A 26,899-nucleotide genomic window follows, 5' to 3' on the forward strand; every position below is an offset into this window, starting at 1 on the left:
CGTTTCGGCCCCCTGCGTCGTGCGCGCTCAGTCCGCGACGACGTAGACCTGCTTGTTGACGAACTCGTCGATCCCGAGCGCTCCCAGCTCACGCCCGAAGCCCGACCGCTTCACCCCACCGAAGGGGATGTCGCGATCGAGCGCGCCGGTCACGCCCCTGGTCTCCCACCGCGCAGATACACCGTGGTGGTGTGGGTGAAGAACTCCCGCGCGGCGCCGCCCTGCTCCTTGGGGCCCAACCCGCTCTTCTTCGCACCGCCGAACGGCACGTGGGGGTCGGCGCCGGCGGACTCGGAGTTGACGTGCAGCACCCCGACGTCGATGCGCTCCACCGCCTCCAGGGCGCGTGTCATGTCCTGGGTGAACACCGCTGCCGAGAGCCCGAATTCGCCGTCGTTGGCCAGTGTGAACGCTTCCTCGGCATCGGCGGCACGGCGGATGGCCAGCACAGGGCCGAACAGTTCGTCGGTCCACACGTCGCCCGGTGAGGTACCGAGCTGAAGAACCGTCGGCGCGACGAAGAACCCGTCGGCCAGAGGACCGTCCGCGTAGGGCTGTCCGCCGGCCAGCGCCGTCGCGCCCTGGGCCAGCGCGGTGTCGATGCCCGCGGTGATCGACCGCTGCGCGAGATCGCTGACCACGGGACCCATCTGGGTCGCGTCGTCGACCGGGTCGCCCACCCGCAGCGCCCGCGCCTGCGCCAGCAGTGCGTCGCAGAACGCGTCGGCGATCCCGGCGGTGACGATCAACCGTGACGTGGCGGTGCATTTCTGGCCGGTGGACCGGAACGCGCCCAGCATCACCTGCTCGACGGCGAGGTCGAGGTCGGCGTCGTCGAGCACCACGGCCGCGTTCTTGCCGCCCATCTCGGCCTGCGCCGGCACCCCGCGTGCCGCGGCGGCCGCCGCGATCCGGCGGCCGACCGCTGTCGAACCGGTGAACGTGATCCCGTCCACCCCTGGGTGATTCACCAGGGCGTCGCCGATGTCGACGCCTCCGATCACGAGGTTCAGCACTCCTGGCGGCAGCCCCGCCTCGGTGAGCGCCTCGGCCAGCCTGATCGCCAGCAGCGGGACGGTGCTCGCCGGCTTCCACACCACGGCGTTGCCGTAGGCCAGCGCGGGCGCGATCTTCCACGCCGGGATCGCGATCGGGAAGTTGAACGGCGTGATCACCCCGACGACACCGAGCGGCTTGCGGGTGACCAGGATCTGCTCCCCGGCGCGGGGCGATGCGTAGATCTCGCCGGCCTGCCGGTCACCTTCGGCGCCGTAGTAGCGCAGGATCTGCGCGGCGCGGCGGACCTCGCCGATGCCCTCCGCGCGCGTCTTACCCTCCTCGGTGGCGAGCTCGTGGCCCCACGGTTCGGCGTTGCGCTCGACGATCTGCGCGGCGGCCGACAGCATCGCGCCGCGTTGGTGCACGCCCAGCGCAGCCCATGGCCGCGCGGCGGCGGCGGCCGCGCCGACGGCGGTGTCGACGTCCGCGGCGACCGCGGCGGATCCTTCGGCGACCACGACGGCGGGGTGCGCCGGGTTGACGCTGCGCAGCGCCTCACCGTGGCCGGGCCGCCATTGGCCGGCGATCAGATGCCGGACCGGCGCCGGTGCGCTCATGCGCGGAACGCCGCGTGGCCGGTCAGCGCCTTCCCGATGGAGAGCAGGTGCATCTCCGAGGTGCCCTCGTAGGTCAGTACCGACTCCAGGTTGTTGGCGTGGCGCAGCGGCGAGTACTCCAGCGTGATCCCGCTGCCGCCCAACAAGGTTCGGCACTCCCGGGCGATAGCGATGGCCTCCCGCACGTTGTTGAGCTTGCCGAGGCTGACCTGTTCCGGACGGACCCCCTCGGCGTCCTTGATGCGGCCGAGGTGGATGGCCAGCAGCATGCCCTTGCCGAGCTCGACGGTCATGTTCGCGAGCTTCTCCTGCGTCAGCTGATAGCCGGCCAGCGGACGGTCGAACACCTCGCGGGTCTGGGTGTAGGCGATCGTCGTCTCGAGGCTGTCGCGCGCGGCGCCCAGCGCGCCGAACACGATGCCGAACCGCGCCTCGTTGAGGCACGACAGTGGGGCGCTCAACCCGACCGCCTCCGGCAGCTGCGCCGACGCGGGCAGCCGAACGTTGTCGAGCACCAGCTCCGAGGTGATCGATGCCCGCAGCGAGAGCTTGCGATGGATGGCGTTGGCGGTGAAACCCGGTGTGTCGGTGGGCACCAGGAAACCCCGAATGCCCTCGTCGGTCTGCGCCCACACCGTCGCGACGTCGGCCAGGTTGCCGTTGGTGATCCACATCTTGGTGCCGTTGAGGATCCAGTCTGTGTTTTCCCCTGAGCCGTCGCGCTTGGCCCGGGTCCGCATGCCTGCCGGGTTCGACCCGAAGTCGGGTTCGGTCAGGCCGAAGCAGCCGATCGCGTCGCCGGAGGCCAGTCGGGGCAGCCATTCGTTCTTCTGCTCCTCGGACCCGTACCGGTGGATGGAGAACATCGACAGCGACCCCTGCACCGAGACGAAGCTGCGGAACCCGCTGTCGCCGGCCTCGAGCTCCATGCACGCCAGCCCGTAGCTGACCGCGTTGGTGCCCGCGCAGCCGTAGCCCTGCAGGTGCATGCCCAGCAGGCCCAACTCGCCGAACCGCTTCCCGAGCTCTTTGGGCAGGGTGGCCGACTCGAACCAGTCCTCGACGTTCGGCTTCAGTTCGCTTTCGACGAATTTGCGTACTGTGGCGGCGATCTCGCGTTCGTCCTGATCGAGCAGCCGCGCCGTGTCGAACAGCTCCAGCGGTGCGTAGACGGCCTTCGTGGCGGGGGCGGTGGTGGTCGACATGAGGTCTACTCCTGATGGTTACAAGCGGCGTGGTTACACGCGGCGTGGTTTCAGCGACGCGAATCCGTCGCGGAGGACGTCGAAGGCTTCGGTGAGCAGCTCATCGGAGATCGACAGCGGGGGCAGGAAGCGCAGCACATTGCCGAAAGTACCCGCGGTGAGCGTCAGCACACCGCACCCGCGAACCCCCGAACGGCCCGACGCCGTGCTTGTAGGGCTGGTTCTTGGCCGTCATGGTCATGGTCAGCAGCGACCGGCCGTGGAAGGCGTGGTCGAACACCACGACGGCGTCGCGCCCGGTCGCGACCCGGCCGGCAGCGCCCATGTCCAGCGGGGACAACCGGTATCCCGTCCTTGTAGGGACCGGCGATCACAAGGTGGGTTAAGGAGCCGCAGCGTGGATATCAGTAGCGCCATGAGTGAGACCGCGCTTCTGGTGATCGACATGTTCAACACCTACGACCATCCCGACGCAGAACCGCTCGCCGACAACGTCGCGGCGATCGTCGACCCCCTCACCGAGCTGATCCGGCGCAGCAACGAGCGTGACGACGTCGCCGTGGTCTACGTCAACGACAACTACGGCGATTTCGCCGCCGAGCCGTCCGACATCGTCGAGGCCGCCGTCAACGGTGCCCGACCCGAACTGGTGCGCCCGCTGGTTCCCGGGCCCGAGGCACGCTTCCTCACCAAGGTCCGGCACAGCGCGTTCTACGCCACCTCGCTGGACTACCTGCTCACCCGCCTCGATACCCGTCGCATCATCCTGACCGGTCAGGTCACCGAGCAGTGCGTGCTCTACACGGCGTTGGACGGGTACGTGCGGCACTACGACGTCGTGGTGCCGCCGGATACGGTCGCCCACATCGACGACAAGCTCGGCACGGCGGCGCTGGAGATGATGGAGCGCAACATGAAGGCCGAGCTGCCCGAGTCCACCGCCAGCCTGCCCTGACGAGTCGGCCGCCGGCGGTGGTTGTCGCCCGGATCCGGGTACACCGGATACACCGGAGGCCGGTGCGTGTCGACGCCGCTTCGCGTGGCCTCCCAGGGTGGCGTCCGCCCTGCGCGGACGCGGGAAGGAGCGAGAAATGAAGAACACGAAACTGCTTCTCGGTATCGGCGCGGCGGCAGTTCTCCCCGCCGCGGGACTCGTGGGTGCGGGGTCCGCCGCGGCACAACCGTGCACGGGGCCGAGCACGGTGATCGCGGGCCACGGGGGTGGCCGGTGCGACTCGCCGCCGGCGCCCGACGGTTCGTTCACCCGCTGCGACACCGTCTATGTCTTCGGCCTGGGTGGCACCAACTGCTATCAGGTGCCCGCCGGCACGCCGCCGGTGTAGCGGCCGCGGGCGGGTGGCCGAATCCGTGCCGCGCGTGTCCGAAAATCGGCGTCGGATCGCGTGGCGGGTGCGGTAACCTCACGGCATGGAAGTACTACGGTCTGTAGTTGTTCTGCTGCACATCGTCGGCTTCGCCGTCATCTTCGGAGCCTGGGCGGCCGAAGCTGCGGCGCGTCGCTTTCGGACAACCCGGTTGATGGATTACGGCGTGCTGGTCTCGTTGCTGACCGGCCTCGCGCTGGCGGCGCCCTGGCCCGCCGGCATCGAGCTCAACTATCCGAAGATCGGGATCAAGCTCGTCATCCTGGTGGTCCTCGGCGGAGTGCTCGGCATGAGCAACGCGCGTCAGCGCAAAACCGGCCAGGACGTGGCGCGCCCGCTGTTCTACAGCGTCGGCGCCCTGGCCTTCACCGCCGCCGCCATCGCCGTCCTGTGGTGAGAGCTACTGCTCTCCCAGACCGAGCAGTTCGGTCACGTGATGATCCCGGCCCGCGGTGTACCCGCCGTCCACGGCGATGGCCTGCCCGCTGACGAAACTGGCCTCGGCTGACACAAGAAACGTTGCCACCGAGGCGACTTCCTCGGGGCGGCCGAACCGTCGGAGCTTGTGCTCGTGCCGCAGACCGTCGCGCGGACCCTCCATCCCGGGTAGGCCCATCACCGAGTCGAACAGGGGCGTCTCGATGAAGCCCGGGCAGATCGCGTTGATCCGGATTCCGCTGGGGCCGTAGTCGATCGCCGCGTTCTTCGTCAGCAGCACCACGCCGCCCTTGGACGCGTTGTAGGCGCTGCCGCCGGCCGTGCCCTCCAACCCCTCCACACTGGAGAGCGTGACGATCGACCCCCGTTCTCCGGTGACGCGGTCCTGGGTCGTCATCTGGGCGAGCGCCGCGCGCAGCACCACGAACGTGCCCTTGAGGTTGACGTCGACGACCCGGTCCCATTCGTCGTCGGGCAGCAGATGGATCGGCCCTCCGCCGCCCACACCGGCGGAGTGCACGACCCCGTCGAGACGGCCGGTTCGTTCGACCACGGCGGTGACCGCACGCCCGACCGCCGCGGCATCGAGCACATCACCCCGGTGATAGGTGAAATCGCCCGGTACGTCGGCGGGAGCCTCGGTGCAGACATCCATGCCGACGACCGCGGCGCCCTCCTCGAGCAGGCGGCGCACGGTGGCCAGCCCGATTCCCGACGCCGCGCCGGTCACCAGGACGCCCTTGCCTGCAAGACCTTTCACCACGCGCCACAGTATGGCCCACACACCCGTGTCATCGGTCGAGTCCGCCGAATACCCGCTGCGGTCGGCCTACCATCTGCGAGATGACGGAAACGCTCGGGGCGCCGGAGCCCTTTCTGACCGACGGGCACGGCGGCATCGTCATCGCCGCCGACCGGCGGGGCGAGCCCGCCGCACGCGCGGTCGTCTTCCTGCACGGCGGTGGGCAGACGCGACGGTCGTGGGACAGGGCCGCCGCGGCGGTGGCTCAGCGCGGCTGGCAGTCCGTCACCGTCGACATGCGCGGCCACGGTGAGTCGGACTGGTCGCCCGACGGCGACTACCGCGTCGCGAGCTTCGCCGCCGACGTGCGCGAGATCCTCGCGCAACTGCCTCCGCGACCGGTGCTCGTCGGCGCCTCCCTGGGCGGGATCACCGCGATGCTGCTGGCCGGCGAATTGGCGCGGGGCATCGCCTCGGCGGTGGTGCTGGTCGACATCGTGCCCGACATGGACCCGACGGGCGCCGAACGCATCCATGCGTTCATGGCCGACAAGATGGTCGACGGTTTCGCCTCTCTCGACGAGGTCGCCGACATGATCGCCGAGTACAACCCGCACCGGCCGAAGCCGACAGACCTCGACGGTCTGCGAAAGAACCTGCGGCACAAAGGGGGGCGCTGGTACTGGCACTGGGACCCCCGGTTCATCGACGGCACCGCGCCGCACCCTCCGATGGAGGTGACCGACATCGACCGGCTGCACGCGGCCGTCGGCCGGATCGTCGACGACGGCGTGCCCGTGCTGTTGGTGCGCGGCCAGGTCAGCGACCTCGTCAGCCGTGACCGCGCGGCGGCCTTCCTGTCCCGATTCCCGCAGATCGATTTCGTCGACGTCGACGGTGCCGGGCACATGGTCGCCGGGGACCGCAACGATCTGTTCGCCAACGCGGTCCTCAGCTTCCTTACGCGACGCGAAGTTGCGAAACCATGACCATCCACTGATCGTCACGCGTATGGTCGGTCCGTGCCTTTCCTGACCGGCGAGCACGTGCGCAGCCCCGAGCTGACGGCGTTGACCGGACTGCCGTTCGACGATGACGACGAGGTGCTGCGGGCGGCGATCGACGACGCCAGCGTCCCCGCCCTGCTGATGTCGATGGTGCACATGACCGGCGATCCGGGGATCCTCGACCGACTGCCCCGGCCGTACATGCTGATCGCGATGGACCTCCAGGGCGGGATGAGCGAACCCGACAAGCAGGTGGTGCGCGACAAGGCTTTCGAGGTGGCGCGCGAGTACCGCGACAGGGGGTGTCCGCCTCCGTTCGTGCCCGATGAGCACCAACTCCGGGTCATGCTCGACGTGATCACCGGCGGCCAGGTCGGAAGCGAGCTCATCGAGTACATCGCCGCCGACCTCCGGGTCACCGACGCCGATCAGAACGGCCCGCCGCTCGCCTCGACCGCCCGACAGCGCGCCGACTTCCCGGTGCTCGTGATCGGGTGCGGGGAAGCGGGTCTGCTCGCCGGCATCAAGCTCAAGGCCGCGGGCCTGCCGTTCACCATCGTCGAGAAGCAGTCCGGGGTCGGCGGCACGTGGCTGGCGAACCGCTATCCCGGTTGCCGTGTCGACATCGCCAGCCAGTACTACACGTATTCCTTTGAGCCGACCGATCACTGGGAACACCACTACGCCACGCAACCGGAGATCCTGCGGTATCTGCGCGACGTCATGGACCGTCACGGCATCGCCGATCATGTCCGCTTCGACACCGAGGTCGTCGGCGCGCGGTGGGACGAGTCGTCGGCCACCTGGAGGGTTCGTGTCCGCACCGGCGGGGGAGCCGTCGAGGAGTTGACGGCGCGCGCGTTGATCTGCGCGGTGGGGCAGTTCAGCAACCCCGTCATCCCCGACATCGACGGCGCCGACACCTTCGAGGGACCGACGTGTCACACCGCGGACTGGGACGACACGGTGGACCTGACGGGTCGACGGGTGGCGGTGATCGGCGCGGGCGCCAGTGGATTTCAGCTGGTACCGGCGATCGCCGGCACCGCTGCGCACGTCGACGTGTATCAGCGCACCCCGCAGTGGATGGCGCCCAACGTGCACTACCACGAGGCGGTGAGCGACGGCGCACGGTGGGCGACCCGACACCTGCCGTACTACGGTCGCTGGCTGCGTTTCGTGTCCTGGTGGCCGATCGCCGACGCGCTCGACGAGCAGATCACCATCGACCCCGACTGGGACACCGGGGGATTGTCGGTCAGCGCGGGCAACCAGATGATCCGGGACATGTTCATCGCGTGGATGCAGGCCTTCACCGACGACGAGGACCTGCTCGCCAAGGTGACGCCGAAGTATCCGCCGATGGGCAAGCGCACACTCCAGGACGACGGCACCTGGCTGCGGACCCTGCAGCGCGACGACGTCGAACTGATCAACGACGGCATCGCGGCCATCACCGCAGACGGTGTCACCGACGTCCACGGGGTGCACCGGCGCGCCGATGTGCTGGTGTGGGCCACCGGTTTCGACGTCAACCACCAGCTCGGGCCGATCGACATCCGCGGCCGGGACGGGCTGAGCCTCAACGAGGTGTGGGGCGACGCCGCCTATGCCTACCTCGGGATGACCGTGACCGGATTTCCGAACTTCTACTGCATGTTCGGGCCCGGCACCAACGCGGTCAACGGTGCGAGCCTCATCTACAACTCCGAATGCCAGATGCGCTACATCCTCGGCTGCATCGACATGATCATCGCGTCCGGCGCCGCGGCCGCCGAGCCGCGCGCCGAGGTGTGCCGTGACTACGACCGCCGCAGCCAGCAGCGGCTGCAGACGATGGTCTACGCCCACCCCGCGGTGACCAGCAGCTACTACAAGAACTCGACCGGGGAGCTGCCGACGCTGTTCGCGTGGCGGATCGCGGACTACTGGAAGTGGACACGCTACCCCGACCCCGCCGACTATCAGCTGGAAACAGCTGCACCCCAGGAGGTTTCATGACCGGACGGTTGGCAGGAAAGGTCGCGCTGATCAGCGGCGCCGCCAGGGGCATGGGAGCATCGCACGCGAGGGTGATGGCCGGACACGGAGCCAGGGTGGTGTGCGGCGACATCCTCGACTCCGACGGTGAGGCGGTCGCCGCCGAACTGGGCGACGCCGCGCGGTACGTCCACCTCGACGTCACCAGTCCGGACGACTGGGACCGGGCCGTGGCGGCCGCGGTCGCCGACTTCGGGGGCCTCGATGTGCTCGTCAACAACGCCGGCATCCTCAACATCGGCACCGTGGAGGACTACGAGCTCTCGGAGTGGCACCGCATCCTCGACGTGAACCTCACCGGTGTGTTCCTCGGAATCCGTGCCGCCACACCGGCGATGAAGGCCGCCGGCCGGGGTTCCATCATCAACATCGCGTCGATCGAGGGGATGGCGGGCACGGTCGGATGCCACGGCTACACCGCGACGAAGTTCGCGGTACGCGGCCTCACCAAGTCGACCGCACTGGAGTTGGGTCCCTTCGGCATCCGGGTCAACTCGGTGCATCCCGGTCTGGTGAAGACACCGATGGCCGACTGGGTGCCCGAGGACATCTTCCAGTCGGCTCTCGGCCGCATCGCCCAGCCCCACGAGGTCAGCAACCTCGTGGTGTACCTGGCCAGTGACGAGTCCAGCTACTCGACGGGCGCCGAATTCGTGGTCGACGGAGGCACTCTCGCAGGCCTGGCCCACAAGGACTTCTCGGCCGTCGACGTCGATCAGCAGCCGGAGTGGATCACCTAGAGGCCGGGCTGATCCATCCGCCGGCCCAGCTCGGCGCGGGAGCTGATCCCGAGCTTGCGGTAGATCCTGGTCAGGTTGTGCTCGACGGTCTTGCTGCTGATGAACATCGCCGCCGCGATGTCCTTGTTGGTCGCACCCGCCGCCGCCATCTCCGCGACCTTCTGCTCCGACGGCGTCAGCCCCTCGGCCGGCGCCACGACCGCGCGCGCGAGCTCCGAGCGCGCCCGCTGTGCCCACAGCGGTGTGCCGAGCTGCTCGAAGGTGTGCAGCGCATCGGTCAGATTCTTTGCCGCCGTGGCCTTCTGCCGGAGCCGCCGCTGAAGCTGGCCGAGCAGCAACCGGGTCCTCGCGCGCTCGAACGGCATCGGGAGGTGGTCGTGCTCGCTGATCGCGCGGTGTGCCATCTGTTCGGCGGCGGCGACATCACCGTGCGCCGCGAGCAGCATGGCCCGGCACCGTGCACCCACTGCTCTCATCCAGCGCCGGTCGTGTTCGACGCCGTTGCGCTCCAGGGCCGCGGTCAGGATCTCGGCATCGTCGAGCCGTCCCACCCCGACCATCGCCTCGATCGCGTCGGGCAGGTGCCACGCGTACATCAGCTCGGTGGTCGGCGGTCCGGCGGTGATGAACGAATTATCGAGCGCTGCAAGGGCTTCGCGGTGATTGCCCAGAGACTCCTCCAGGAAGCACAACGTCATTCCCGGCCAGTCGGCGATGTGGGACGCCTTGCGGTTGCGGACCGCCGCGAGAACCCATCGCGCATCGGCGCGGGCATCGTCGACCCGGCCCGCGTACGCGGCGATGGCACCCCGCACCGTCATCGGGATGATCAGAACGTCGTCGCCGCCCAGTTGTTCGGCACGTTCCACCGCTTCGGCGGCCTCGGCCTCGGCGTCGGCGATCTGACCGCGCCACAGATGGTTGATCGCCAGGAATCCGGCGATCGCCATCATGTCGCTCTCGGCGCCCCGTTCCAGGCAGACCCCGCGTACGGCGGTCAACTCCTGGTGCGCCTGCTCGAGTCGCCCCGTCCAGGACATGGCGAGGGCATGCACGAACGGGGCGCGGAAGATGATCGGCACGTCGAAGGTGCTGTCGTAGAGCTTCATCGCCCGCGCCAGCGCTGTCTCGTCCAGGCCGCGTCCACACTGGAAGTCGACGTGGACCGCCCAGGCCAGCGCGGCACTGGTGGCTCCCGGGAAGCCGAGTTCCTCGGCCAGCTTCACGGCGTCGCGCGCATAGCGGCGCGCATCGTCGAGCTCGCCGATGCTGTTGAGCGCGAACGACAGTCGCAGCAGAACCTGGACCTGCACGGGCACGTTGTCCGCGGCGTCGTCGAGCGCGCTGCGCAGGAGATCCACCGCCTGTCGGTGCTCGTTGTCGTACATCCGCACAGTGGCGAGCAGGCTGGTCGCCATCGCCCGCAGGATCGGAGGTTCGATGGAGCCGACCTCGCCGAGAGCGGCGGCGGCCTTGGCGGTGTCGCCGGCGAGGAAGTGGTTCTCGGCGGCCTTCAACCTGCGCATCGGATCGTGGGCGCCGAGACCGAGCGCCAGATCCATCAGTTCGGCGGCGGCAGCGGGCGCGCCGCGGGCGCGGGCGGAATCGGCCGCCTGGTCGAGTGCGGCGAAGATCTCGTCGTCCCCGCTGGATGCGGCCAGCGCGAGGTGTCGCGCCCGCAGCTCGGGGTGGCTCTCGACCGACGCGATCGCGCGGTGCATGGCCCGGCGCGCGGTCGGTCCCGCGTCGGTGTAGACGCCACCGGCCAACAGCGGGTGGGTGAACCGGACGCGGTTGCCCTCGAGAACGACGATGCCCGCCGCCTCGGCACGCTCCAGACCGGCGGTGATCTCGTCGGTGCTCGCCCCGTGGGCACGGGCCAGGAGCTCGACGGTCGGATCGGCCACGCACGCGACGCCCAGCAGCAGGGTGCGGGTCGCGTCGTCGAGCAGACCTACCCTGCGGCGCACGACGTCGGCGAGGGTGGCCGGCAGCGGAGGTTCCGCCGCGGGCGGGCTGTCACCGGAGTTCACGTGGGTGTGCGCCAGTTCCAGGGCATAGAACGGGTTACCGCCCGACATCTCGGCGATACGCAGGACGACCGGGCGGGTGAGGGTGCGTCCCAGCCGCTGGGAGATCAATGCGTGCAGCCGGCCGGCATCCATCGGAGGGACCGACACCCGGATGAGTCCGTCCGGACGTTCGAGCGTGAGCCAGCCGGCGGTCGTCCCGTCGCCAGGCACGCATCGCTCGGTCACTACGACACCGAACGCGCCCTTGAGGCGTCGTACCGCGAACTCGATCGCGGTGCGACTGGACGCGTCGAGCCACTGCACGTCGTCGATCGCGATGAGCACCGGGGCATCGGCGGCGAGGATGTGCAGGAGGGAGACGAAGCCTGCCGCGACCACCCGTTGGTCGGTGGCCGGCCCGTCGGCGCCGGCGCGCAGCAGCACCCGGTCCAGCGCGAGACGCTGCAGCGGCGGCAGCGCCGCGAAGTGCTCGTCGGAGACCGCCCCCAGCAGATCGGCCAACGCGGCGAACGCCATCACCGATTCGGCCTGTCCCACGCGCGCGGTGAGCACCTGGAAGCCGCGTGTGCGGGCGGTCTGCAGCAGCGACGCCACAGCGTGGTCTTGCCGATGCCCGCGTCGCCCTCGATGATCAGACCGGTCGGGGCGGAGGTCGCCGCGGACAGGAAGCCAGCAACCTGCGGATCGTCGGCGGCTTGCGGGCTAGCGTCGGACATGGCGTTCATCATCGCAGCGGGCAAAGCCGCGCGCATCGGCTTCGCGTACTCAGCGGACCGCGACGACCACTTTGCCGCGGGCCGAACGGTCTTCCAGCGATGCGATCGCTTCCGCGGCGCGCTCCAGCGGATACACGACGGGTTCCGGTGCCGGCACCGTTCCCGATGCCAGCAGCGGTTCCAGCTCGGCCCACTGCTCCTGCAGGTATCCGGGGTGGGTCATCGTCCAGGCGCCCCAGCCGACCCCGACGGCGTCGACGTTGTTGAGCAGCAACCGGTTGACCTTCACCGTCGGGATGTCACCTCCGGTGAACCCGACCACCAGCAGACGGCCGCCGGGGGCCAGGGAGCGCAGGGAATCGGTGAACCTGTCACCTCCGACAGGGTCGACCACGATGTCGACGCCCCTGCCGCCGGTCAGTTCCTTGACCGCGTCCTTGAACCCGTCGGCCAGCACCACGTCCGTCGCACCGGCGGCCCGGGCGACGTCGGCCTTCTCCTCGGCGCTGACGACCGCGATGGTGCGGGATGCGCCGAACGCGGGAGCCAGTCGCAGCGTCGAGGTTCCGATGCCGCCGGCAGCGCCGTGCACGAGCACCGTCTCTCCCGCCGCCAGTCGGCCCCGGGTCCGCAGCGCGAACTGCACGGTCAGATCGTTGAACAGAATCCCGGCACCCGCCTCGAACGATACCGAGTCCGGCAGAGCGAACACCCGTTCCGGTTGCAGCGCAACGACTTCGGCCATCGCTCCGCACAGCATCGTCAGTCCGGCGACACGGTCACCGGCCTTGACATGAGCCCCTGCGGGCGCGCTGCGCACCACGCCGGCGACCTCCGCGCCCGGCGTGTAGGGCATCTCCGGTTTGTATTGGTAAAGCCCGCGGGACTGCAGCGCGTCGGGGAACGCGACCCCGGCGGCGTGGACCTCGACGAGCACCGTGGCGTCGTCGGCGGCAGGCTCGTCGATCTCGACGAGCCTGGCCGCTCCGGGTCCGCTGAGCTCGGCAATCTGGATAGCACGCATGGTCGGCCTCGCTACGTCGCTGGGATGGTCGCGGGTCCCATTTAACCCACCCCCCGGTATGCGGGCGGACGGCAGTCCCCGGCGGGTACAGTCACGTACCCGGCAAAGTCGCCGACCCGAGGAGCGCGCAGATGGCACGAAGCAGCAGCACCCGAAGTCGCCGTGCAGGATCGGGCCCCGCCGTGGAGTTGCCGCGCGGGCGTGTGGTCGATGTGCGATCCAGGGACGGCGTGCGATTGCACGCCGAGGTGTTCGGCCCGGAGGACGGCTACCCGATCGTGCTCGCGCACGGCATCACCTGTGCGATCCCGGTGTGGGCACACCAGATCGCCGACCTGTCCCGCGACCACCGCGTCATCGCCTACGACCACCGCGGGCACGGACGCAGCGGCGTCCCGCCACGGCGCGGCGGGTACAGCCTCGATTATCTGGCGTCCGATCTGGACGCAGTGCTGGAGGCGACTCTGGCGACCGGGGAGCGCGCCGTGATCGCCGGACACTCCATGGGCGGTATCGCGATCTCGTCGTGGTCGGAGCGTCTGCCCCATCGGGTCGCCGAGCGCGCCGACGGCGTCGCGCTGATCAACACCACCACCGGGGATCTGCTGCGCAACGTGAACCTGTTGCCGGTGCCGGCGCGATTCGCCGACGCGCGGGTCCGTGCCGCGGGCGGGGTGATCCGGACGTTCGGTGGAACGTCGATGGTGCGGGTCGCCGATCTGCCGAGCCGGCGGTTCGTCTCGATGATCGCGGTGGGCCGAGACGCCGATCCCTCGATCGCCGACTTCGTGTTCGAGTTGTTCCACCGCACGCCGCCGGCGGGCCGCGGCGGGTGGGCTCGTGTGCTGGTGGACCACCTGGGCCCGCGCCACATCGGGCTGGACAATCTGACCGTGCCGGCACTCGTGATCGGCAGCACCCACGACCGGTTGTTGCCGGTGTCGTCGGCGCGCCACATCGCTTCGGCCGCACCGGATCTGGCCCGGTTCGTCGAGCTCGCCGGCGGACACTGCGCGATTCTGGAGCGCCCCGAGGAGGTGAACCAGCAGCTGCGGTGGCTGGTGGACTCGGTGAGTCGCTCCACCCGGGCGAGCGCAGCGACGGGGGATCAGGCCCGGGCGAGCGAAGCGACGGGGGATCAGGCCCGGGCGAGCGCAGCGACGGGGGATCAGGCTCGGGCGAGCTCGCGGTGAGCCTCGTCGGCCGCGCGCAGACCTGAGCGCACGGCGCCGTCGAGGAACCCGGTCCAGCGGTCCGCGGTCTCGGTTCCGGCCCAGAAGATGCCGTCGACGGGTGCACGCAGCCACCGGCCGTGCGCGGTCCACGCGCCGGGTGGGACGGCGGCCGTGGGGCCGCCGGGGGAGAACGGTTCGGCGCCCCAGCAGTGATCGACGTAGTCGATCGGATGAGCGGCGGCGTCGCCGAACAGCGCGCTGAAGCCCGCGAGCGCGATCTCGCGGCGTTGCTCACCCGGCAGCGGGTCGAAGCTGCGGGGGTCGGTGAAGCCGAGCAGCACGCCGGGACCGTCGTCGCCGGGGCTGCAGTCGAACGTGATGAACACCGGCCCCTCGTCCGACAGTGATTCGCCGGAGTGGCCGTCGGCCCGCCAGAACGGTGTCTCGTAGGCCGCGTAGGCCTTGCTGAGTCGTCCCTGCGGCCAATGCCGGCTCAGCTCACGATGTTCGGCGGGCAGCGGGGGATCGAACTCGATGCCGGAGCGGTGTTCCGGTGGGACGGCCACGATGACCGCACCGGCCTGGTACTCGGCGCCGGCGGTCGTCACGGTGACCGTGCGATCAGGGTTGCGGGTGATACGGCGGACGGGTGCGCCGACGACGACGCGGTCGCCGAGTTCGGCGGCCATCAAGTCGGCGATCTTCTGGGTGCCGGCGGGGAAGCGGTCCTGCTGAGCGCCGCCCTCGACGTCGAGCATGCGGTTGAGTCCGCCGGCGGCGTTGACGTAGCGCACGGCGTGCAACATCGATACGTCGCCGGGCTCGGCACCCCACGTCACGCGGGCCATGATCGCCATCAGGTCCCGGGTGGAGGCGCCCGCGTGGACCGATCGCAACCAGGCGTCGAGGGAGATGTCGTCGAGCTGACCGGCCAGCGGGGAGGCCCACGGCTGGTCCACGGGAACCCGCTTGCTGATGCGGTCGAATCGCCACTGGATCCGCGATACGTCGAGCAGTTCGAGGATCGACAGCCGCGGGATCGTGCTGCGGTAGGACCGCACCCGGCCGCGCCACCGGATCAGGTTCTTGCCTTCGCCGTAGGTCGGCACCGACTCGACGCCCAACTCGGCGGCCAGGGCCAGCACGGCGTCCTGGGTCGGTCCGACGAACGTCGCGCCGAAGTCGACGGGCACACCGCCGACCGACCCGGTGTAGGAGCGGCCGCCCACGCGGTCGCGGCCCTCCACGACCACCACGTCGCGGCCGAGCCGGCTCAGCTCGCGGGCGGCTGCGAGCCCGGCGAATCCCGCCCCCACGACAACAACCTCGGCCATGGGGCCATCCTCGCGGATCCGGCGCGCCAACGTACCCATAGCGGCGTATTGCGCGCCCGATCCGCCTAGCATCCCGGGGTGTGCAGGTAATGACAGCGCTGTTCGGGCCCATCGACGCCGTGGAGCGGGCCCGTGCTCTGCGCGAGGCCGGAGCCGCCGGCGTGTTCACGTTCGAAGGCCCTCACGACGTCTTCACCCCGCTGACGCTGGCATCCACCGTGGGCGGGCTCGATCTGATGACCAATGTCGCGATTGCGTTCCCCCGCAATCCGATTCACCTCGCGCATCAGGCCGTCGATCATCAGCTCCTGTCCGGGGGGCGCTTCACCCTCGGGCTCGGCACCCAGATTCGCACCCAGATCGAGAAGCGGTACGGCACCGACTTCGACCGGCCGGTGGCCAGGATGCGCGACCTGGTCGGAGCGTTGCGGGCGATCTTCCACACGTGGAGCACCGGTGACCGACTGGCCTACCGCGGCGAGTTCTACCGGCACACGCTGATGACGCCGACGTTCACCCCCAGGGCACCGTTCGACCCGATCCCCATCTATGTCGGTGCGCTGGGGCCGAGGCTGACACGGATGACCGCCGAGGTCGCCGACGGGCTGCTGGTGATGCCGTTCGGGTCCAGACGGTTCCTCACCGAGGTCACGATGCCGAACGTGGCGGAGGGGCTTGCGGCGGCGGGACGCACCCGCGCCGACCTCGCGGTGGTCCCGGAGATCATCGTCTCGGTCGCCGACCAGGATCCCGACCACATGTCGGCGCGGCGGCTGCTGGCGTTCTACGGGTCGACTCCCGCCTACCGCCCGGTGCTGGAGGTGCACGGGTGGGGCGACCTGCAACCCGAGCTCAACGCGCTGTCCAAGCAGGGCCGGTGGGAGGACATGGGACGGCTGATCGACGACGACGTCCTGCACACCATCGCCGCGTGCGGCACCCCGGCCGACGTCGCCAAACACATCAGGGACCGGGTCGACGGCGTCTCCGACCGCATCTGCCTCTACCAACCAGGACCGATCGCGGTGAACTCGTTGGCCGAGATCGTCGACGCGCTGCGGGGCTGAGTCTAGGGTGGTACGTACGCGGACCAAAGGAGGTTGCGGGTGGACCAGCTCTATCCGGAGACGGAATCGACCGACGTACTGATCGTCGGCGCAGGCATCTCCGGGATCGGGGCCGCCTATCGCATCCAGGAACGCAACCCGCAGCTGACCTACACCGTGCTGGAGCGACGCTCGCGCATCGGCGGTACCTGGGATCTGCACCGGTATCCCGGTATCCGCTCCGACAGCGACATCTTCACGCTGTCGTTCCCGTGGGAACCGTGGGACCGGCCCGAGAACGTCGCCGACGGCGAGGACATCCGCCAGTACCTCGTCGACGCCGCGCGTAAGCACGGCATCGACCGGCACATCCACTTCGACACCCGCGTCCTGTCGGCGGACTGGGACTCGACGGCCGACGTGTGGACCGTGCGGACCGAGTGCAATGGTGTGCCCCGCACCTACCGGACGCGCTTCCTGTTCTTCGGCACCGGTTACTACGACTACGACAACCCGTACCGGCCCGAGTTCCCGGGTCTGGAATCGTTCGAGGGTCCGGTGGTCCACCCTCAGCACTGGCCCGAGGACCTCGACTGCACCGGTAAGAAGGTGGCGGTCATCGGCAGTGGCGCCACGGCGATCAGCATGATCCCCGCGCTGGCCGAGAGCGCCGAGCGCGTGACGATGGTGCAACGCTCGCCGACGTATCTGCTGTCGGGACAACGGATCAACCCCGTGGTGAACCTGCTGCGCAAAGTGCCTCCGCGCAAACTCGGCTACCGCCTGGCGTGGCTCTACAACGTCCTGTTCATCGTGGCCGTGTACGGGGTGGCGCGCAAGGCGCCGCGGATCTCCCGCCGGCTCATCCGTGCGGTCGCCAAACACTATCTGCCCGAAGGCTATCCGGTGGATACGCACTTCAAGCCCCGGTACGACCCGTGGGACCAGCGCCTGTGCCTGATCTTGTCCGGCGACTTCTACGACGCGATCGCCCGTGGCCGCGCCGAGGTGGTCACCGACGAGATCGACCACATCGACGCGCACGGACTGGTCCTCAAGTCAGGCAGGCGGATCGACGCCGATGTGCTGGTGACAGCCACCGGGTTGCAACTGCAGGCGCTGGGCGGCATCGAGATCAGCATCGACGGCACAGAGGTCAAGCCGGCCGACCGGTTCGTCTACAAGGAGCACCTGCTCGAAGACGTGCCGAACCTGGCCTGGTGCGTCGGCTACATCAACGCCTCGTGGACGCTGCGGGCCGACCTCACCGCGCGTGCGGTCGCGAAGCTGTTGGCGCACATGGACTCTCACGGCTACACCCATGCCTACCCGCATCTCGGTGGAGTGCCGATGGAGGAGAAGCCGGCGTGGAACATCAACGCCGGCTACGTGCACCGTGCCCCCCATGTGCTGCCCAAGTCCGGTACGCACCGACCGTGGAACGTGCGGCACAACTACGTCCTCGACGCCGTCGACCAACGTTTCGACCGCATCGACGAGTCGATGGTCTTCGGTCGGGTATCGCCGAAATTGCATTCCAGCAGCGAAATGTCGAGTGAAGACCTGCTGGAACGCAATTTCGGCGCTTGAGGGTTAGGGAGCGACGGTAAGCCAGTCCGCGAAGCCCGACGGGTCGTGACGGCCCAGGGCGCCGTGCTCGAACAGGCCCCAGCCCTCGCGTTCGGTCCCGTCCGCCTCGCGGCACACCGCCCGGCCGACGTGGTCGATGACGCCGAACCCGGCCCGCCCGATGACGGCGGGATCGGTCATGTCATAGGTCAGCCGTTCGGTGAAGTTCGGTCCCTTCCACACGCCGTGCAGCCAGTCGGAGTCCCCGCCGTACCCGCCGCCGGCGTGAATCGGTACCGCGAGTTTGGATTCCACGTCGAAATGCAGCGGGCTGCCGTCCAATGCGGTGGCCTCGACCGTCGCGCCGGTCGGGATGCGGGTGCCCGAGCGGTACTGGATCTTGACCCGCGGCCAGCCCAGTTGCTCGACACGGCCGTCCTTCCAGACCCGGGTGCAGTCGTTGAGCGACCGGAACCCCAGCGGATCCTCCTGGATGATGATCACGATGCCGAAGTCGTCGAAAGCCATCGGGATGTAGAGCCACCACATGCCTTCGAACGGCGGATCGTCGGGCCGGCCGGCGGGTTCGGCCTCGCCGATCGGCCGGATGCCCCACGACCTGTCGCGGGTGCCGATCCACTGGGCGGGGTCGACGGCGATATCGGTGCCGTCGATCGACAACTGCCCGCTCCATGACCCGACCTGCGCGAAGCGCTGCGCGTTCAGCGTGACCCGGGTGCCGCGCCGCATGATGTGCGGCTGCTCCTGGACGGCGTCGAACAGCCCCTCCCAGGTGAGATCGGCTACGATGCCGTCGGTTTCGTCGAGGACGATACGCAGCTTGCGCAGCGGTTCGATGACCTCGACGCGGTAGTTGCCGATGTGCTGGTTGAGCCGGTCCTGGTCGATCGCGTCGGACAGGTGCACCGCGGTCTGGGTGTCACCGCGCCTTACCAGAAAGAAGGCGTCCTTGACCCCGAGGTTCGGGTAGTACCCGAGGCCGGTGATGACGAAGATGTCGCCGGTGCGGTCATGGGCGTTGAAGTACGACCGGTCGTAGAAATTGCGGTCCGACGAGCCGGGCCACGCAATCGGCTGGGGGATCTGGTGTACCGGGAATTCGTCCATCGGTCCGAGCATCAGTCGGCCTCTCCGATCAGTCGTTTGAGCAGTGACGCGTGGTAGAACAACGATTCGATGTCGTCGGGCCTCTCGATCTCACCGAAGTGGACACGGCGTGTGCCGGTGCGCATGAACACGCAGCACCACACCACCGCCGAGTACACGTGGAACCAGTGCAGATCACCGACCTCGACACCGGTGAGCTTCCGGTACGTGTCGCGAACGTCGTCCTCGCGCAGGAAGTCCGGCATACCCGGTAGCCCGGCGAGTTTCGTCAACTCCTGGAAGACCATGTGCGCGAAGCTGATCCAGGCGAGGTCGAACTCCCGCGGCCCGATGGTGGCCATCTCCCAGTCGAGGACGGCGACGGGGCGGAAGTCCCGGTAGATGACGTTGCCGATCCGCGAATCGCCCCACACCAGTACGGGTTCGGAGGCGGCGACGTCGTGCGAGAAGTGTTCTTCGAGCCAGCTGATCGCGCGTTCGACCAGGGGGGAGCTCCCGAGGTCGGCGCTGCTGAACGCATACCACCGGGTGAGCCAGCCGAAATGACGGTGCAGCGCGGTCTCGCCCGGTGGGTCGATCTCCTGCAGGAAGCCGAAAGTCCGCTGCGCGTCGGGGATCGAGTGCAGCGCCGCCAGCACCTCGACGGTGCGGTCCTGCAGCGCGCGCTGTTGTTCCGGTGAGGCGTCGTAGAGCCAGTTGTCGCCGAACGTGTAGGGCATCACGTCGGGCGGGACCACACCGTCGACACGGTCCATCAGGAAGAAGGGCCGACCCAGCACGTCGCCGGTGTCCTCGAGCCACCGCACCGCCGGCACGGCGACATCTGTCGACTCGGCGACCAGTCGCATCACTTCGTGTTGGTGGTCGAGGCGGTAGTGTTCGAACACGGGAATGTCCGCATCGGTGGGTGCCACCCGGGCGACCCAACGGTGCTCGACGGGATCGCCGCCGTCGGACCACCGCCCGCGCAACAGGATCGTTTCGGAGGACATGCCGTTGGCGTCGATACCGTCTTCGACCGTGATGTCCACCGGCGCGTCCGGGGTGACGCCGGGCAGCTTCGTCGACAGCCACCGGGACAGGGCCGCCGGGACGTCGGACAGGTCTCTGCTGGAGCGCTGGAGCCGATCCACGTTGTCGACAGCTGGTTCGCTCGTCACTGAACTGGTCCTTCCGGCTGAACGCGGCCACCGCACCGCCCTATTACGATACCGTGGGTAGCGATATGAAAACAGACTCGTCCGCGGGTGGCAAGGCCACGGGTGCAGGGCGCCCGCGGGACCCACGCATCGACGCTGCCATACTCGCAGCCACCGCGGATCTACTTGTCGAAATCGGCTATTCGAACGTGACGATGGCGGCGGTCGCCGAGCGGGCGGGCACCACCAAAACCGCGCTCTACCGGCGATGGTCGAGCAAGGCCGAACTGGTGCACGAGGCCGCGTTTCCGGTGACCCCGACGGCGATCCAGTCACCGCCGGGTGACATCGCCGCCGACCTGCGGGCCATGATCGAGGTGACCCGCGACGTGTTCCTCAGCCCGGTCGTGCGCGCCGCACTGCCCGGGCTCATCGCCGACATGTCGGCCAACGCGGACCTCACCGGAAGGATCGGGGCGCGCTTCACCGATCTGTTCGCCGCGGTGCGGGCGCGTCTGCAGGACGCCGTCGAGCGCGGCGAGGTCCGCGAGAGTGTGGATCCCGACCGCCTGGTGAGCCTGGTCGGAGGTGCCACCCTGCTGGCGCTGCTGCAGACTCCCGACGCGCTCGCGAGTCCGTCCTGGGTGGACTCGACGACCGACATCCTGCTGCGCGGCGTGGTGGCCGGAGCGTGACCCGTCAGGCTCCGCCGATCTGGTCCCGGTTGCGTTGCGACACCGCGCTGAACCGGTCGCCGAGGCCGTCGAAATCGCGGTGCTGGGCGAACGCGATGCGCTCTTCGGCGGCCAGGGCGGGGTCGACCACCACCGAGGCGCCGGCGGTGTAGATCTCTTTGAGGCCGCGCATGGTCGGGCGGGGCACCTCGGCGATCTGGTGCGCGAGGTCGATCGCGCGCTGCAGGAGATGCTCGTGCGCGACCACCTCGGTCACCAACCCGATCCGTTCGGCGCGGGCGGCGTCGACCACCTCACCGGTCATCGACAGCCGCCGGGCCATCGCCGCACCGACGAGCTGGGGCAACCGCGCGGTCATCCCGCCGCCCGGCAGGATCCCGACCCGCGCATGGGTGTCGGCGAACAGCGCGCGCTCGGAGGCGACCATGAAGTCACATCCGAGGGCCATCTCCAGACCGCCGGTGAAGGTGGCGCCGTTGATCGCCCCGACAACCGGTGTCCGCATCGCCGCGACGGCTGCGATGCAACTCTGCGTGCGGAACTCGGCGAAGTACGACAGACCGTCGCGGGCAGCCTCTTTCAGATCGACACCCGCGCAGAACGCGGGATCCGCGCCGGTGAGGACGACGGCGCGGACGGCATCGTCGTCGTCGGCGGAGGTCAACGCGGTATAGGTCGCGCGGATCAGGTCGCGGCTGAGCGCGTTCCTCGCGGCCGGGCGGTTCAAGGTGATCACCCGCACGCCGTCGTGGTCGGCGGTCAGCACCAGATCTTCGGTCATGGCTACGGTGTTATCAGAAGAACCGGTCGGCCGAGTCGGCCAGGTCCAGAAGTGGTTGCGGCAGCGCGCCGAGCATGAACGTGACGGCTGCGGTCACGGTGACCACCGCGGTGGTCAACACGCTGGGAACGACCACGGCCGGTGCGTCGTCGGGGCTGTCGGTGAAGAACATCAGCACGATCACCCGCACGTAGAAGTACGCCGCAATCGCGCTGGCGACGACGCCCACGACGACCAACGGGATGGCGCCGCCCTCACCCGCGGCCTTGAACACCGCGAACTTGCCGACGAAACCGCTCGTCAGCGGAATGCCGGCGAAGGCGAGCAGGAACAACGAGAACACGATGCCCACCAACGGATATCGCTTCCCGAGGCCCGCCCAGCGGGCCATCGCGGTGTCCTCCTCGCCGTCGGAGTTCCGCACCAGGCCCACGACGGCGAAGGCGCCGACCGTGGAGAACCCGTAGGCGAACAGATAGAACAGCGTCGACGACACGCCCGCGTCGTTGCCGGCGATGACACCGGTCAGGATGAAACCGGTGTGGGCCACCGCCGAATATCCCAGCATGCGTTTGACGTCGGTCTGGGTCACCGCGGTGACGGTGCCGACGACCATGGTCAGGATCGCGATCGCCCACAGCACCGGCCGCCAGTCGTCGCGAAGTCCGGGCAGGGCGACGTAGAACAGCCGGAGCATCGCACCGAACGCGGCGATCTTCGTCGCGGCCGCCATGAACGCCGTGATCGGGGTCGGAGCTCCCTGATAGACGTCGGGAATCCACGAATGGAACGGCACCGCACCGATTTTGAACAGGATGCCGACCAGCAGCAGGGCGACGCCGATCAGACCCAACGAGGTGGTCCCGGTGCCGTCGGCCACCGCATCCGCGATCCCCGGAAAGCTCAGCGTGCCCGCATAGCCGTACAGCATCGCGGCGCCGTACAGGAAGAAGGCCGACGAGAACGCCCCGAGCAGAAAGTATTTCACCGCCGATTCCTGCGACAGCAGCCGGCGGCGCCGGGCCAGACCGCACAGCAGGTACAGCGGCAGCGACAACACCTCGAGCGCGATGAACATCGTCAACAGGTCGTCGGCGGCCGGGAACAACAGCATGCCGGCCACCGCGAACATCGTCAGCGGGAAGACCTCGGTCTGGATGTTGCCCGCCCTGGCGGCCACCTTCTCGGCGACGCTGCCGGCCACCGCCGAGGCCTGCGGGGTGAAAGCGTCCAGCCCGCGGCCGTTCTCGGAGTCCTCGACAACCCCGATCTGGCGTTCGCCGATCAGCAGGACGCCGAGCACCCCGACCGCCAGGATGGTGCCCTGGAGGAACAGCGCGGGCATATCGACCGCGACGGCGCCCATGACCGCCGAAACAGCCCCGTCGGCCGGCAGATCCCTGGCCACCATGACGACGGCGACGAACGCGGCGAGCAATGCCGCGAGGCTCAGGCCCGCCTGGGCGCGGTAGCGCAGGTGGCGCGGGAGGAGCGCCTCGACGAGCACCCCGAGCACCGCGGCGCCCAGCACGATCAGCATCGGTGACAGGAAGAAGTATTCGACAGTCGGTGTCGGTAGAGGGGTCAGCGTGTTCATCGCACCGGGCCTTCCGCCATCCGGGGTGCCGGGTCGGTCTGTTCGACGGTGGTGAGGGTGTGGGCGACAGCCGGGTCGATGATGTCGAGCGCCGGTTTCGGATAGATCCCGAGCAGCAGCAGAAGTGCGATCAGCGGTGTGACGACCACCAGCTCACGAGGCACGAGATCGCGAATCCTGTTCTCTCCCTCGGATAGTGAAGGGGGCACCGGCCCGGTCATCATCCGCTGGTACATCCACAGGATGTAGATCGCTGAGAGCACCAGAGCGCTCGCGGCCAGCACCGCGAACACGGGATACCTCGTGAAGGTGCCGATCAGAACCAGGAACTCGCTGATGAACGGTGCCAGACCCGGCAACGACAGCGTCGCCAGGCCCGCGATCAGGAAGGTTCCGGCCAGCACCGGCGCGACCTTCTGGACGCCGCCGTAGGCGCTGATGAGACGGGATCCGCGCCGCGACACCAGGAACCCGGCGATGAGGAACAACGCGGCGGTGGAGATGCCGTGATTGACCATGTACAGCGTCGAACCGGACTGGCCCTGACTGGTCATCACGAAGATGCCCAGGATGATGAAACCGAAATGCGAGATGGAGGTGTAGGCGATCAGCCTCATCACATCGGTCTGGCCGATCGCCACGACCGCGCCGTAGACGATGCCGATCACCGCCAGCGTGATGATCGCCGGGCCGAACAGCGTCGCCGAGTCCGGGAACAACGGCAGGCAGTACCGGATCATGCCGAACGTGCCGACCTTGTCCATGATCGCCATCATCAGCACGGCGCTGGCGGGGGTGGCCTCGACCGCCGAGTCGGGCAGCCAGCGGTGCAACGGCCACAGCGGCGCCTTGATCGCGAACGCGAACATGAAGCCGCCGAACAGCAGATGCATCACCACGGGATCGACGGCGAACTCTCCGCTGGACACGGCGGCGACGATCGCCCGGAAATCGAACGTCCCGGCGTCGAAGGCGTCGCTGGTGGCCGTGGCCACGTACAGGCCGACGACCGCGGCGAGCATGATGAGCCCGCCGACGAGGTTGTACAGCAGGAACTTCACCGCGGCCCTGCCCCGATGTTCGCCGCCGAAGCCCCCGATGAGGAAGTACATCGGGATGAGCATCGCCTCGAAGAAGACGTAGAACAACAGGATGTCCAGCGACACCAGCGAGATCAGGACCATGCCCTCGACAGCCAGAGTCAGCGCGAAGTAGATGTGTGTCGAACGCCCGCCCCAGCTGAGTCGGTCACCCGCATCGTTCCAGCCGGCGATGATCAGCAGGGGGAGCAGCACCGCCGCCAGAACCACCAGGGACAGAGCGATACCGTCGATGCCAAGGATGTAGCCGGTGCCGAAAGACGGTATCCAGCGGTAGTTCTCGACGAACTGGAACTGGTCGCCGACGGGATCGAAGCCCACGGCGATCACACCGGTCACCGCCAGCACCACCAGCGAAACGACCAGCGCCGTCCACTTGGCGAGGTGACGCGCGGCGGCCGGTAGCAGCAGTACCGCGACCGCCCCGACCATCGGGACGACCCACAGGGTTGTCAGCAGCGGAAAAGAGGTCACCACAGATTCACCGCCAGAATCATCCCCACCACGATCGCCGTACCGGCCAACATCGACAGCGCGTAAGAGCGGGCGAACCCGGTCTGCCACTGCCGCAACCGCTCTGAGACCCGGGAGACGCCCGCGCCCAGCCCGGCGCCGGCACCGTCGACCGCCTCGTCGTCGAGTTCGACCAGACGGCGGGTGAAGGTCATCCCCGGCCGCATCAGCACCCGTTCGTTGACGGTGTCGCCGTAGAGATCCCGCCTCGCGGCCACGGTCAACGCGGACCCGGGCGGCACGTCGGCGGGGACGGGGCGGGCGCCGTACATGCGGTACGCGATCGCCACCCCGACGGCCACCACCGACAACACGATCACCGTGACGACCCACACCGGCAGGACGTGGTGGATCTCCTGTGCCCCCACCACCGGTTCCAGCCAGTGCTCGAGAGTGCCTCCGATCGCCAGCGCCGCGCCGGCGGTCACCGAGCCGATCGCCAGCAGGATCATCGGCCACGTCATCACCGCGGGTGCCTCGTGCGGATGTGCGCCCGAACCCTCCCAGCGCCTCGTGCCGAAGAACGTCATCAGCATCACCCGGGTCATGTAGAACGCCGTGATCCCAGCCCCCAGAATCGTGACGCCGCCCAGGATCACACCCTTGACGCCGCCCGCACCGAGTGCCGCCTCGATGATGCCGTCCTTGGAGAAGAACCCGGCCAGCGGCGGAATCCCGATGATCGCGAGGTATCCGAGCCCGAACGTGACGAAGGTGATCGGCAGCGCCGTGCGCAGACCTCCGTAGCGGCGCATGTCGACCTCGTCGTTCATCGCGTGCATCACCGAACCGGCGCCCAGGAACAGGCCGGCCTTGAAGAAGCCGTGGGTCAGCAGATGCATGATCGCGAACGCATAACCGGCAGGACCCAGTCCGGCGGCCAGCACCATGTAGCCGATCTGGCTCATCGTCGACGCGGCGAGGGCCTTCTTGATGTCGTCCTTCGCGCATCCGATCACCGCACCGAACAGCAGCGTGACCGCCCCGACGATGACCACCGCCGTCTGGGCGTGCGGCGCGAGGTCGAACACGGGCCCCGAGCGCACGATCAGATACACGCCGGCGGTGACCATCGTCGCGGCGTGGATGAGCGCCGACACCGGTGTCGGGCCCTCCATCGCATCGCCGAGCCAGGACTGCAGCGGCACCTGCGCCGACTTGCCGCAGGCGGCGAGCAGCAGGGTCAGTCCGATCGCGGTCAGCGTGCCGTCACCGAGTTGCGGTGCCGCCTCGAAGACAGCGTCGAACCCGACGGCGCCGACCGACGCGAACATCACCATCAGTGCCACGGCGAGTCCGACGTCGCCGACACGGTTCACGACGAACGCCTTCTTCGCCGCCGTGGCCGCCGACGGCTTGTGCGACCAGAACCCGATCAGCAGGTAGGACGCGAGACCCACACCCTCCCAACCCATGTAGAGCCCGAGGTAGTTGTCGGCCAGGACCAGCAGCAGCATCGCGGCGACGAACAGGTTGAGGTAGGCGAAAAATAGACGTCGACTCCGCCCGGGGTCATCGGGTCGCTCCGCAGGCTGCGCTCCCGAAGCCATGTAGCCGATCGAGTAGATGTGGATCAGGGATCCGACGCCGGTGATCAGCAGGGCGAAGCACATCGACAGCTGGTCCAGTTGCAGACCGAAATCGACGCGAAGATCGCCGACGGGCACCCAGCTGAACAGCGTCTCGTGCACCGCGCGCTGCTCGGGATCTCGGCCCAGCATGCCGGTGAACATCACTGCGGCACAACCGAACGAGGCGAGGGCCGCCGCGGTGCCGAGCAGATGGCCCCACGCATCGCAGCGGCGTCCGGCCAGCAGCAGGATCGCCGCACCGGCCAGCGGCACTGCGATGAGAAGCCACACGGGTAGCGTCATTG

At 68.7% G+C, this 26,899-nt stretch carries 24 protein-coding genes and 1 pseudogene; 10 read left to right on the forward strand and 15 right to left on the reverse strand.

Features of this window, described 5'->3' with window-relative positions; genetic code table 11:
• Positions 1 to 27: 27 nt before the first annotated feature.
• From DYE23_RS08155 to DYE23_RS32015, 5 genes and pseudogenes are all read right to left on the reverse strand, one after another.
• Positions 28 to 153: an aldehyde dehydrogenase family protein gene (locus tag DYE23_RS08155; RefSeq protein ID WP_115326961.1), complete on the reverse strand. Its 126-nt coding sequence runs from the start codon at positions 151 to 153 to the stop codon at positions 28 to 30.
• Positions 150 to 1,616: an aldehyde dehydrogenase family protein gene (locus tag DYE23_RS08160; protein ID WP_099961135.1), complete on the reverse strand. Its 1,467-nt coding sequence runs from the start codon at positions 1,614 to 1,616 to the stop codon at positions 150 to 152. The genes DYE23_RS08155 and DYE23_RS08160 overlap by 4 nt, the downstream gene beginning before the upstream one ends.
• The gene (locus DYE23_RS08165; protein ID WP_115326962.1) at positions 1,613 to 2,821 is read right to left on the reverse strand and encodes an acyl-CoA dehydrogenase family protein; all 1,209 of its coding nucleotides are present in this window, start codon (positions 2,819 to 2,821) and stop codon (positions 1,613 to 1,615) included. The genes DYE23_RS08160 and DYE23_RS08165 overlap by 4 nt, the downstream gene beginning before the upstream one ends.
• A 33-nt stretch (positions 2,822 to 2,854) precedes the next feature.
• Complete coding sequence (locus DYE23_RS30805; protein ID WP_011895355.1) at positions 2,855 to 2,992, reverse strand: hypothetical protein; 138 nt, start codon at positions 2,990 to 2,992, stop codon at positions 2,855 to 2,857.
• A pseudogene (locus DYE23_RS32015) lies at positions 2,979 to 3,131 on the reverse strand (4-aminobutyrate--2-oxoglutarate transaminase); the annotation flags it as partial. The gene DYE23_RS30805 and the pseudogene DYE23_RS32015, both read right to left, overlap by 14 nt.
• A gap of 105 nt (positions 3,132 to 3,236) precedes the next feature.
• On the opposite strand from DYE23_RS32015, the gene DYE23_RS08175 reads away from it, so the two are divergent.
• The 3 genes from DYE23_RS08175 to DYE23_RS08185 all read left to right on the forward strand — a co-directional run bounded on the left by DYE23_RS08175 (position 3,237) and on the right by DYE23_RS08185 (position 4,603).
• On the forward strand, positions 3,237 to 3,776 hold the full coding sequence (locus DYE23_RS08175; protein WP_041788042.1) for a cysteine hydrolase family protein: 540 nt from the start codon (positions 3,237 to 3,239) through the stop codon (positions 3,774 to 3,776).
• A 136-nt stretch (positions 3,777 to 3,912) separates the two neighbouring features.
• On the forward strand, positions 3,913 to 4,164 hold the full coding sequence (locus DYE23_RS08180) for a CDGP domain-containing protein (protein ID WP_011895353.1): 252 nt from the start codon (positions 3,913 to 3,915) through the stop codon (positions 4,162 to 4,164).
• An 85-nt stretch (positions 4,165 to 4,249) separates the two neighbouring features.
• Complete coding sequence (locus DYE23_RS08185) at positions 4,250 to 4,603, forward strand: hypothetical protein (RefSeq protein WP_011895352.1); 354 nt, start codon at positions 4,250 to 4,252, stop codon at positions 4,601 to 4,603.
• Positions 4,604 to 4,606: 3 nt separating this feature from the next.
• Here DYE23_RS08185 and DYE23_RS08190 read toward each other — a convergent pair whose 3' ends face one another.
• Positions 4,607 to 5,407, reverse strand: a complete 801-nt coding sequence (locus DYE23_RS08190) for an SDR family NAD(P)-dependent oxidoreductase (RefSeq protein WP_041788733.1) — start codon at positions 5,405 to 5,407, stop codon at positions 4,607 to 4,609.
• Between the two features lie 80 nt (positions 5,408 to 5,487).
• On the opposite strand from DYE23_RS08190, the gene DYE23_RS08195 reads away from it, so the two are divergent.
• The 3 genes from DYE23_RS08195 to DYE23_RS08205 are packed head-to-tail and all read left to right on the forward strand — an operon-like array spanning position 5,488 to position 9,173.
• Positions 5,488 to 6,375 (forward strand): alpha/beta fold hydrolase, encoded by an 888-nt coding sequence (locus DYE23_RS08195; RefSeq protein ID WP_115326963.1) that lies wholly within the window; start codon positions 5,488 to 5,490, stop codon positions 6,373 to 6,375.
• Positions 6,376 to 6,408: 33 nt separating this feature from the next.
• Positions 6,409 to 8,394 (forward strand): flavin-containing monooxygenase, encoded by a 1,986-nt coding sequence (locus DYE23_RS08200; RefSeq protein ID WP_115326964.1) that lies wholly within the window; start codon positions 6,409 to 6,411, stop codon positions 8,392 to 8,394.
• The gene (locus tag DYE23_RS08205) at positions 8,391 to 9,173 is read left to right on the forward strand and encodes a glucose 1-dehydrogenase (RefSeq protein WP_115326965.1); all 783 of its coding nucleotides are present in this window, start codon (positions 8,391 to 8,393) and stop codon (positions 9,171 to 9,173) included. The genes DYE23_RS08200 and DYE23_RS08205 overlap by 4 nt, the downstream gene beginning before the upstream one ends.
• Here the strand turns inward: DYE23_RS08205 and DYE23_RS08210 are convergent.
• Together DYE23_RS08210 and DYE23_RS08215 are read right to left on the reverse strand one after the other, a co-directional pair.
• Positions 9,170 to 11,800: a helix-turn-helix transcriptional regulator gene (locus tag DYE23_RS08210; protein WP_435404782.1), complete on the reverse strand. Its 2,631-nt coding sequence runs from the start codon at positions 11,798 to 11,800 to the stop codon at positions 9,170 to 9,172. The genes DYE23_RS08205 and DYE23_RS08210 overlap by 4 nt on opposite strands.
• A 171-nt stretch (positions 11,801 to 11,971) precedes the next feature.
• Positions 11,972 to 12,946: an NADPH:quinone oxidoreductase family protein gene (locus tag DYE23_RS08215; protein ID WP_115326966.1), complete on the reverse strand. Its 975-nt coding sequence runs from the start codon at positions 12,944 to 12,946 to the stop codon at positions 11,972 to 11,974.
• Between the two features lie 131 nt (positions 12,947 to 13,077).
• On the opposite strand from DYE23_RS08215, the gene DYE23_RS08220 reads away from it, so the two are divergent.
• Complete coding sequence (locus DYE23_RS08220) at positions 13,078 to 14,139, forward strand: alpha/beta fold hydrolase (protein WP_115326967.1); 1,062 nt, start codon at positions 13,078 to 13,080, stop codon at positions 14,137 to 14,139.
• Here the strand turns inward: DYE23_RS08220 and DYE23_RS08225 are convergent.
• Positions 14,115 to 15,455, reverse strand: coding sequence for a flavin monoamine oxidase family protein (locus DYE23_RS08225; protein WP_115326968.1), 1,341 nt, complete (start codon positions 15,453 to 15,455; stop codon positions 14,115 to 14,117). The genes DYE23_RS08220 and DYE23_RS08225 overlap by 25 nt on opposite strands.
• Before the next feature lie 89 nt (positions 15,456 to 15,544).
• Here DYE23_RS08225 and DYE23_RS08230 point away from each other — a divergent pair, with 89 nt between their 5' ends.
• Positions 15,545 to 16,522, forward strand: coding sequence for a TIGR03617 family F420-dependent LLM class oxidoreductase (locus DYE23_RS08230; protein ID WP_011895343.1), 978 nt, complete (start codon positions 15,545 to 15,547; stop codon positions 16,520 to 16,522).
• 39 nt (positions 16,523 to 16,561) lie between these two features.
• Entirely contained in the window at positions 16,562 to 18,091 is a 1,530-nt protein-coding gene (locus tag DYE23_RS08235) for a flavin-containing monooxygenase (RefSeq protein ID WP_011895342.1), read from the forward strand.
• Positions 18,092 to 18,094: 3 nt separating this feature from the next.
• Here the strand turns inward: DYE23_RS08235 and DYE23_RS08240 are convergent, their stop codons facing one another.
• Positions 18,095 to 19,210 (reverse strand): Rv3169 family protein, encoded by a 1,116-nt coding sequence (locus DYE23_RS08240; RefSeq protein WP_115326969.1) that lies wholly within the window; start codon positions 19,208 to 19,210, stop codon positions 18,095 to 18,097.
• Complete coding sequence (locus DYE23_RS08245; RefSeq protein ID WP_115326970.1) at positions 19,210 to 20,358, reverse strand: phosphotransferase family protein; 1,149 nt, start codon at positions 20,356 to 20,358, stop codon at positions 19,210 to 19,212. Before DYE23_RS08245 ends, DYE23_RS08240 begins: the two co-directional genes overlap by 1 nt.
• Before the next feature lie 65 nt (positions 20,359 to 20,423).
• Here DYE23_RS08245 and DYE23_RS08250 point away from each other — a divergent pair, with 65 nt between their 5' ends.
• Complete coding sequence (locus tag DYE23_RS08250; RefSeq protein WP_011895339.1) at positions 20,424 to 21,032, forward strand: TetR/AcrR family transcriptional regulator C-terminal ligand-binding domain-containing protein; 609 nt, start codon at positions 20,424 to 20,426, stop codon at positions 21,030 to 21,032.
• A gap of 4 nt (positions 21,033 to 21,036) precedes the next feature.
• On the opposite strand, the gene DYE23_RS08255 is transcribed toward DYE23_RS08250, so the two are convergent.
• The 4 genes from DYE23_RS08255 to nuoL are packed head-to-tail and all read right to left on the reverse strand — an operon-like array spanning position 21,037 to position 26,897.
• Complete coding sequence (locus tag DYE23_RS08255; protein WP_115326971.1) at positions 21,037 to 21,813, reverse strand: enoyl-CoA hydratase; 777 nt, start codon at positions 21,811 to 21,813, stop codon at positions 21,037 to 21,039.
• A 13-nt stretch (positions 21,814 to 21,826) separates the two neighbouring features.
• Positions 21,827 to 23,410, reverse strand: a complete 1,584-nt coding sequence (nuoN, locus tag DYE23_RS08260) for an NADH-quinone oxidoreductase subunit NuoN (RefSeq protein WP_115326972.1) — start codon at positions 23,408 to 23,410, stop codon at positions 21,827 to 21,829.
• Entirely contained in the window at positions 23,407 to 24,987 is a 1,581-nt protein-coding gene (locus DYE23_RS08265; RefSeq protein WP_115326973.1) for an NADH-quinone oxidoreductase subunit M, read from the reverse strand. Before DYE23_RS08265 ends, nuoN begins: the two co-directional genes overlap by 4 nt.
• Positions 24,981 to 26,897, reverse strand: coding sequence for an NADH-quinone oxidoreductase subunit L (gene nuoL, locus DYE23_RS08270; RefSeq protein WP_115326974.1), 1,917 nt, complete (start codon positions 26,895 to 26,897; stop codon positions 24,981 to 24,983). Before nuoL ends, DYE23_RS08265 begins: the two co-directional genes overlap by 7 nt.
• Between the last annotated feature and the right edge of the window lie 2 nt (positions 26,898 to 26,899).

The organism is Mycolicibacterium gilvum, from assembly GCF_900454025.1.
Taxonomy (GTDB): Bacteria; Actinomycetota; Actinomycetes; order Mycobacteriales; family Mycobacteriaceae; genus Mycobacterium; species Mycobacterium gilvum.

What these genes read in the sequence shown, in the direction of transcription:
- DYE23_RS08180 (WP_011895353.1), top strand. Translation starts at nt 3,913, where the DNA reads ATGAAGAACACGAAACTGCTTCTCGGTATCGGCGCGGCGGCAGTTCTC.
- DYE23_RS08240 (WP_115326969.1), bottom strand. Translation starts at nt 19,210, where the DNA reads ATGCTCGGACCGATGGACGAATTCCCGGTACACCAGATCCCCCAGCCG.
- DYE23_RS08220 (WP_115326967.1), top strand. Translation starts at nt 13,078, where the DNA reads ATGGCACGAAGCAGCAGCACCCGAAGTCGCCGTGCAGGATCGGGCCCC.
- nuoN (WP_115326972.1), bottom strand. Translation starts at nt 23,410, where the DNA reads ATGAACACGCTGACCCCTCTACCGACACCGACTGTCGAATACTTCTTC.
- DYE23_RS08165 (WP_115326962.1), bottom strand. Translation starts at nt 2,821, where the DNA reads ATGTCGACCACCACCGCCCCCGCCACGAAGGCCGTCTACGCACCGCTG.
- DYE23_RS08205 (WP_115326965.1), top strand. Translation starts at nt 8,391, where the DNA reads ATGACCGGACGGTTGGCAGGAAAGGTCGCGCTGATCAGCGGCGCCGCC.
- DYE23_RS08250 (WP_011895339.1), top strand. Translation starts at nt 20,424, where the DNA reads ATGAAAACAGACTCGTCCGCGGGTGGCAAGGCCACGGGTGCAGGGCGC.
- nuoL (WP_115326974.1), bottom strand. Translation starts at nt 26,897, where the DNA reads ATGACGCTACCCGTGTGGCTTCTCATCGCAGTGCCGCTGGCCGGTGCG.
- DYE23_RS08230 (WP_011895343.1), top strand. Translation starts at nt 15,545, where the DNA reads ATGACAGCGCTGTTCGGGCCCATCGACGCCGTGGAGCGGGCCCGTGCT.
- DYE23_RS08175 (WP_041788042.1), top strand. Translation starts at nt 3,237, where the DNA reads ATGAGTGAGACCGCGCTTCTGGTGATCGACATGTTCAACACCTACGAC.
- DYE23_RS08160 (WP_099961135.1), bottom strand. Translation starts at nt 1,616, where the DNA reads ATGAGCGCACCGGCGCCGGTCCGGCATCTGATCGCCGGCCAATGGCGG.
- DYE23_RS08185 (WP_011895352.1), top strand. Translation starts at nt 4,250, where the DNA reads ATGGAAGTACTACGGTCTGTAGTTGTTCTGCTGCACATCGTCGGCTTC.
- DYE23_RS08195 (WP_115326963.1), top strand. Translation starts at nt 5,488, where the DNA reads ATGACGGAAACGCTCGGGGCGCCGGAGCCCTTTCTGACCGACGGGCAC.
- DYE23_RS08225 (WP_115326968.1), bottom strand. Translation starts at nt 15,455, where the DNA reads ATGGCCGAGGTTGTTGTCGTGGGGGCGGGATTCGCCGGGCTCGCAGCC.
- DYE23_RS08255 (WP_115326971.1), bottom strand. Translation starts at nt 21,813, where the DNA reads ATGACCGAAGATCTGGTGCTGACCGCCGACCACGACGGCGTGCGGGTG.
- DYE23_RS08215 (WP_115326966.1), bottom strand. Translation starts at nt 12,946, where the DNA reads ATGCGTGCTATCCAGATTGCCGAGCTCAGCGGACCCGGAGCGGCCAGG.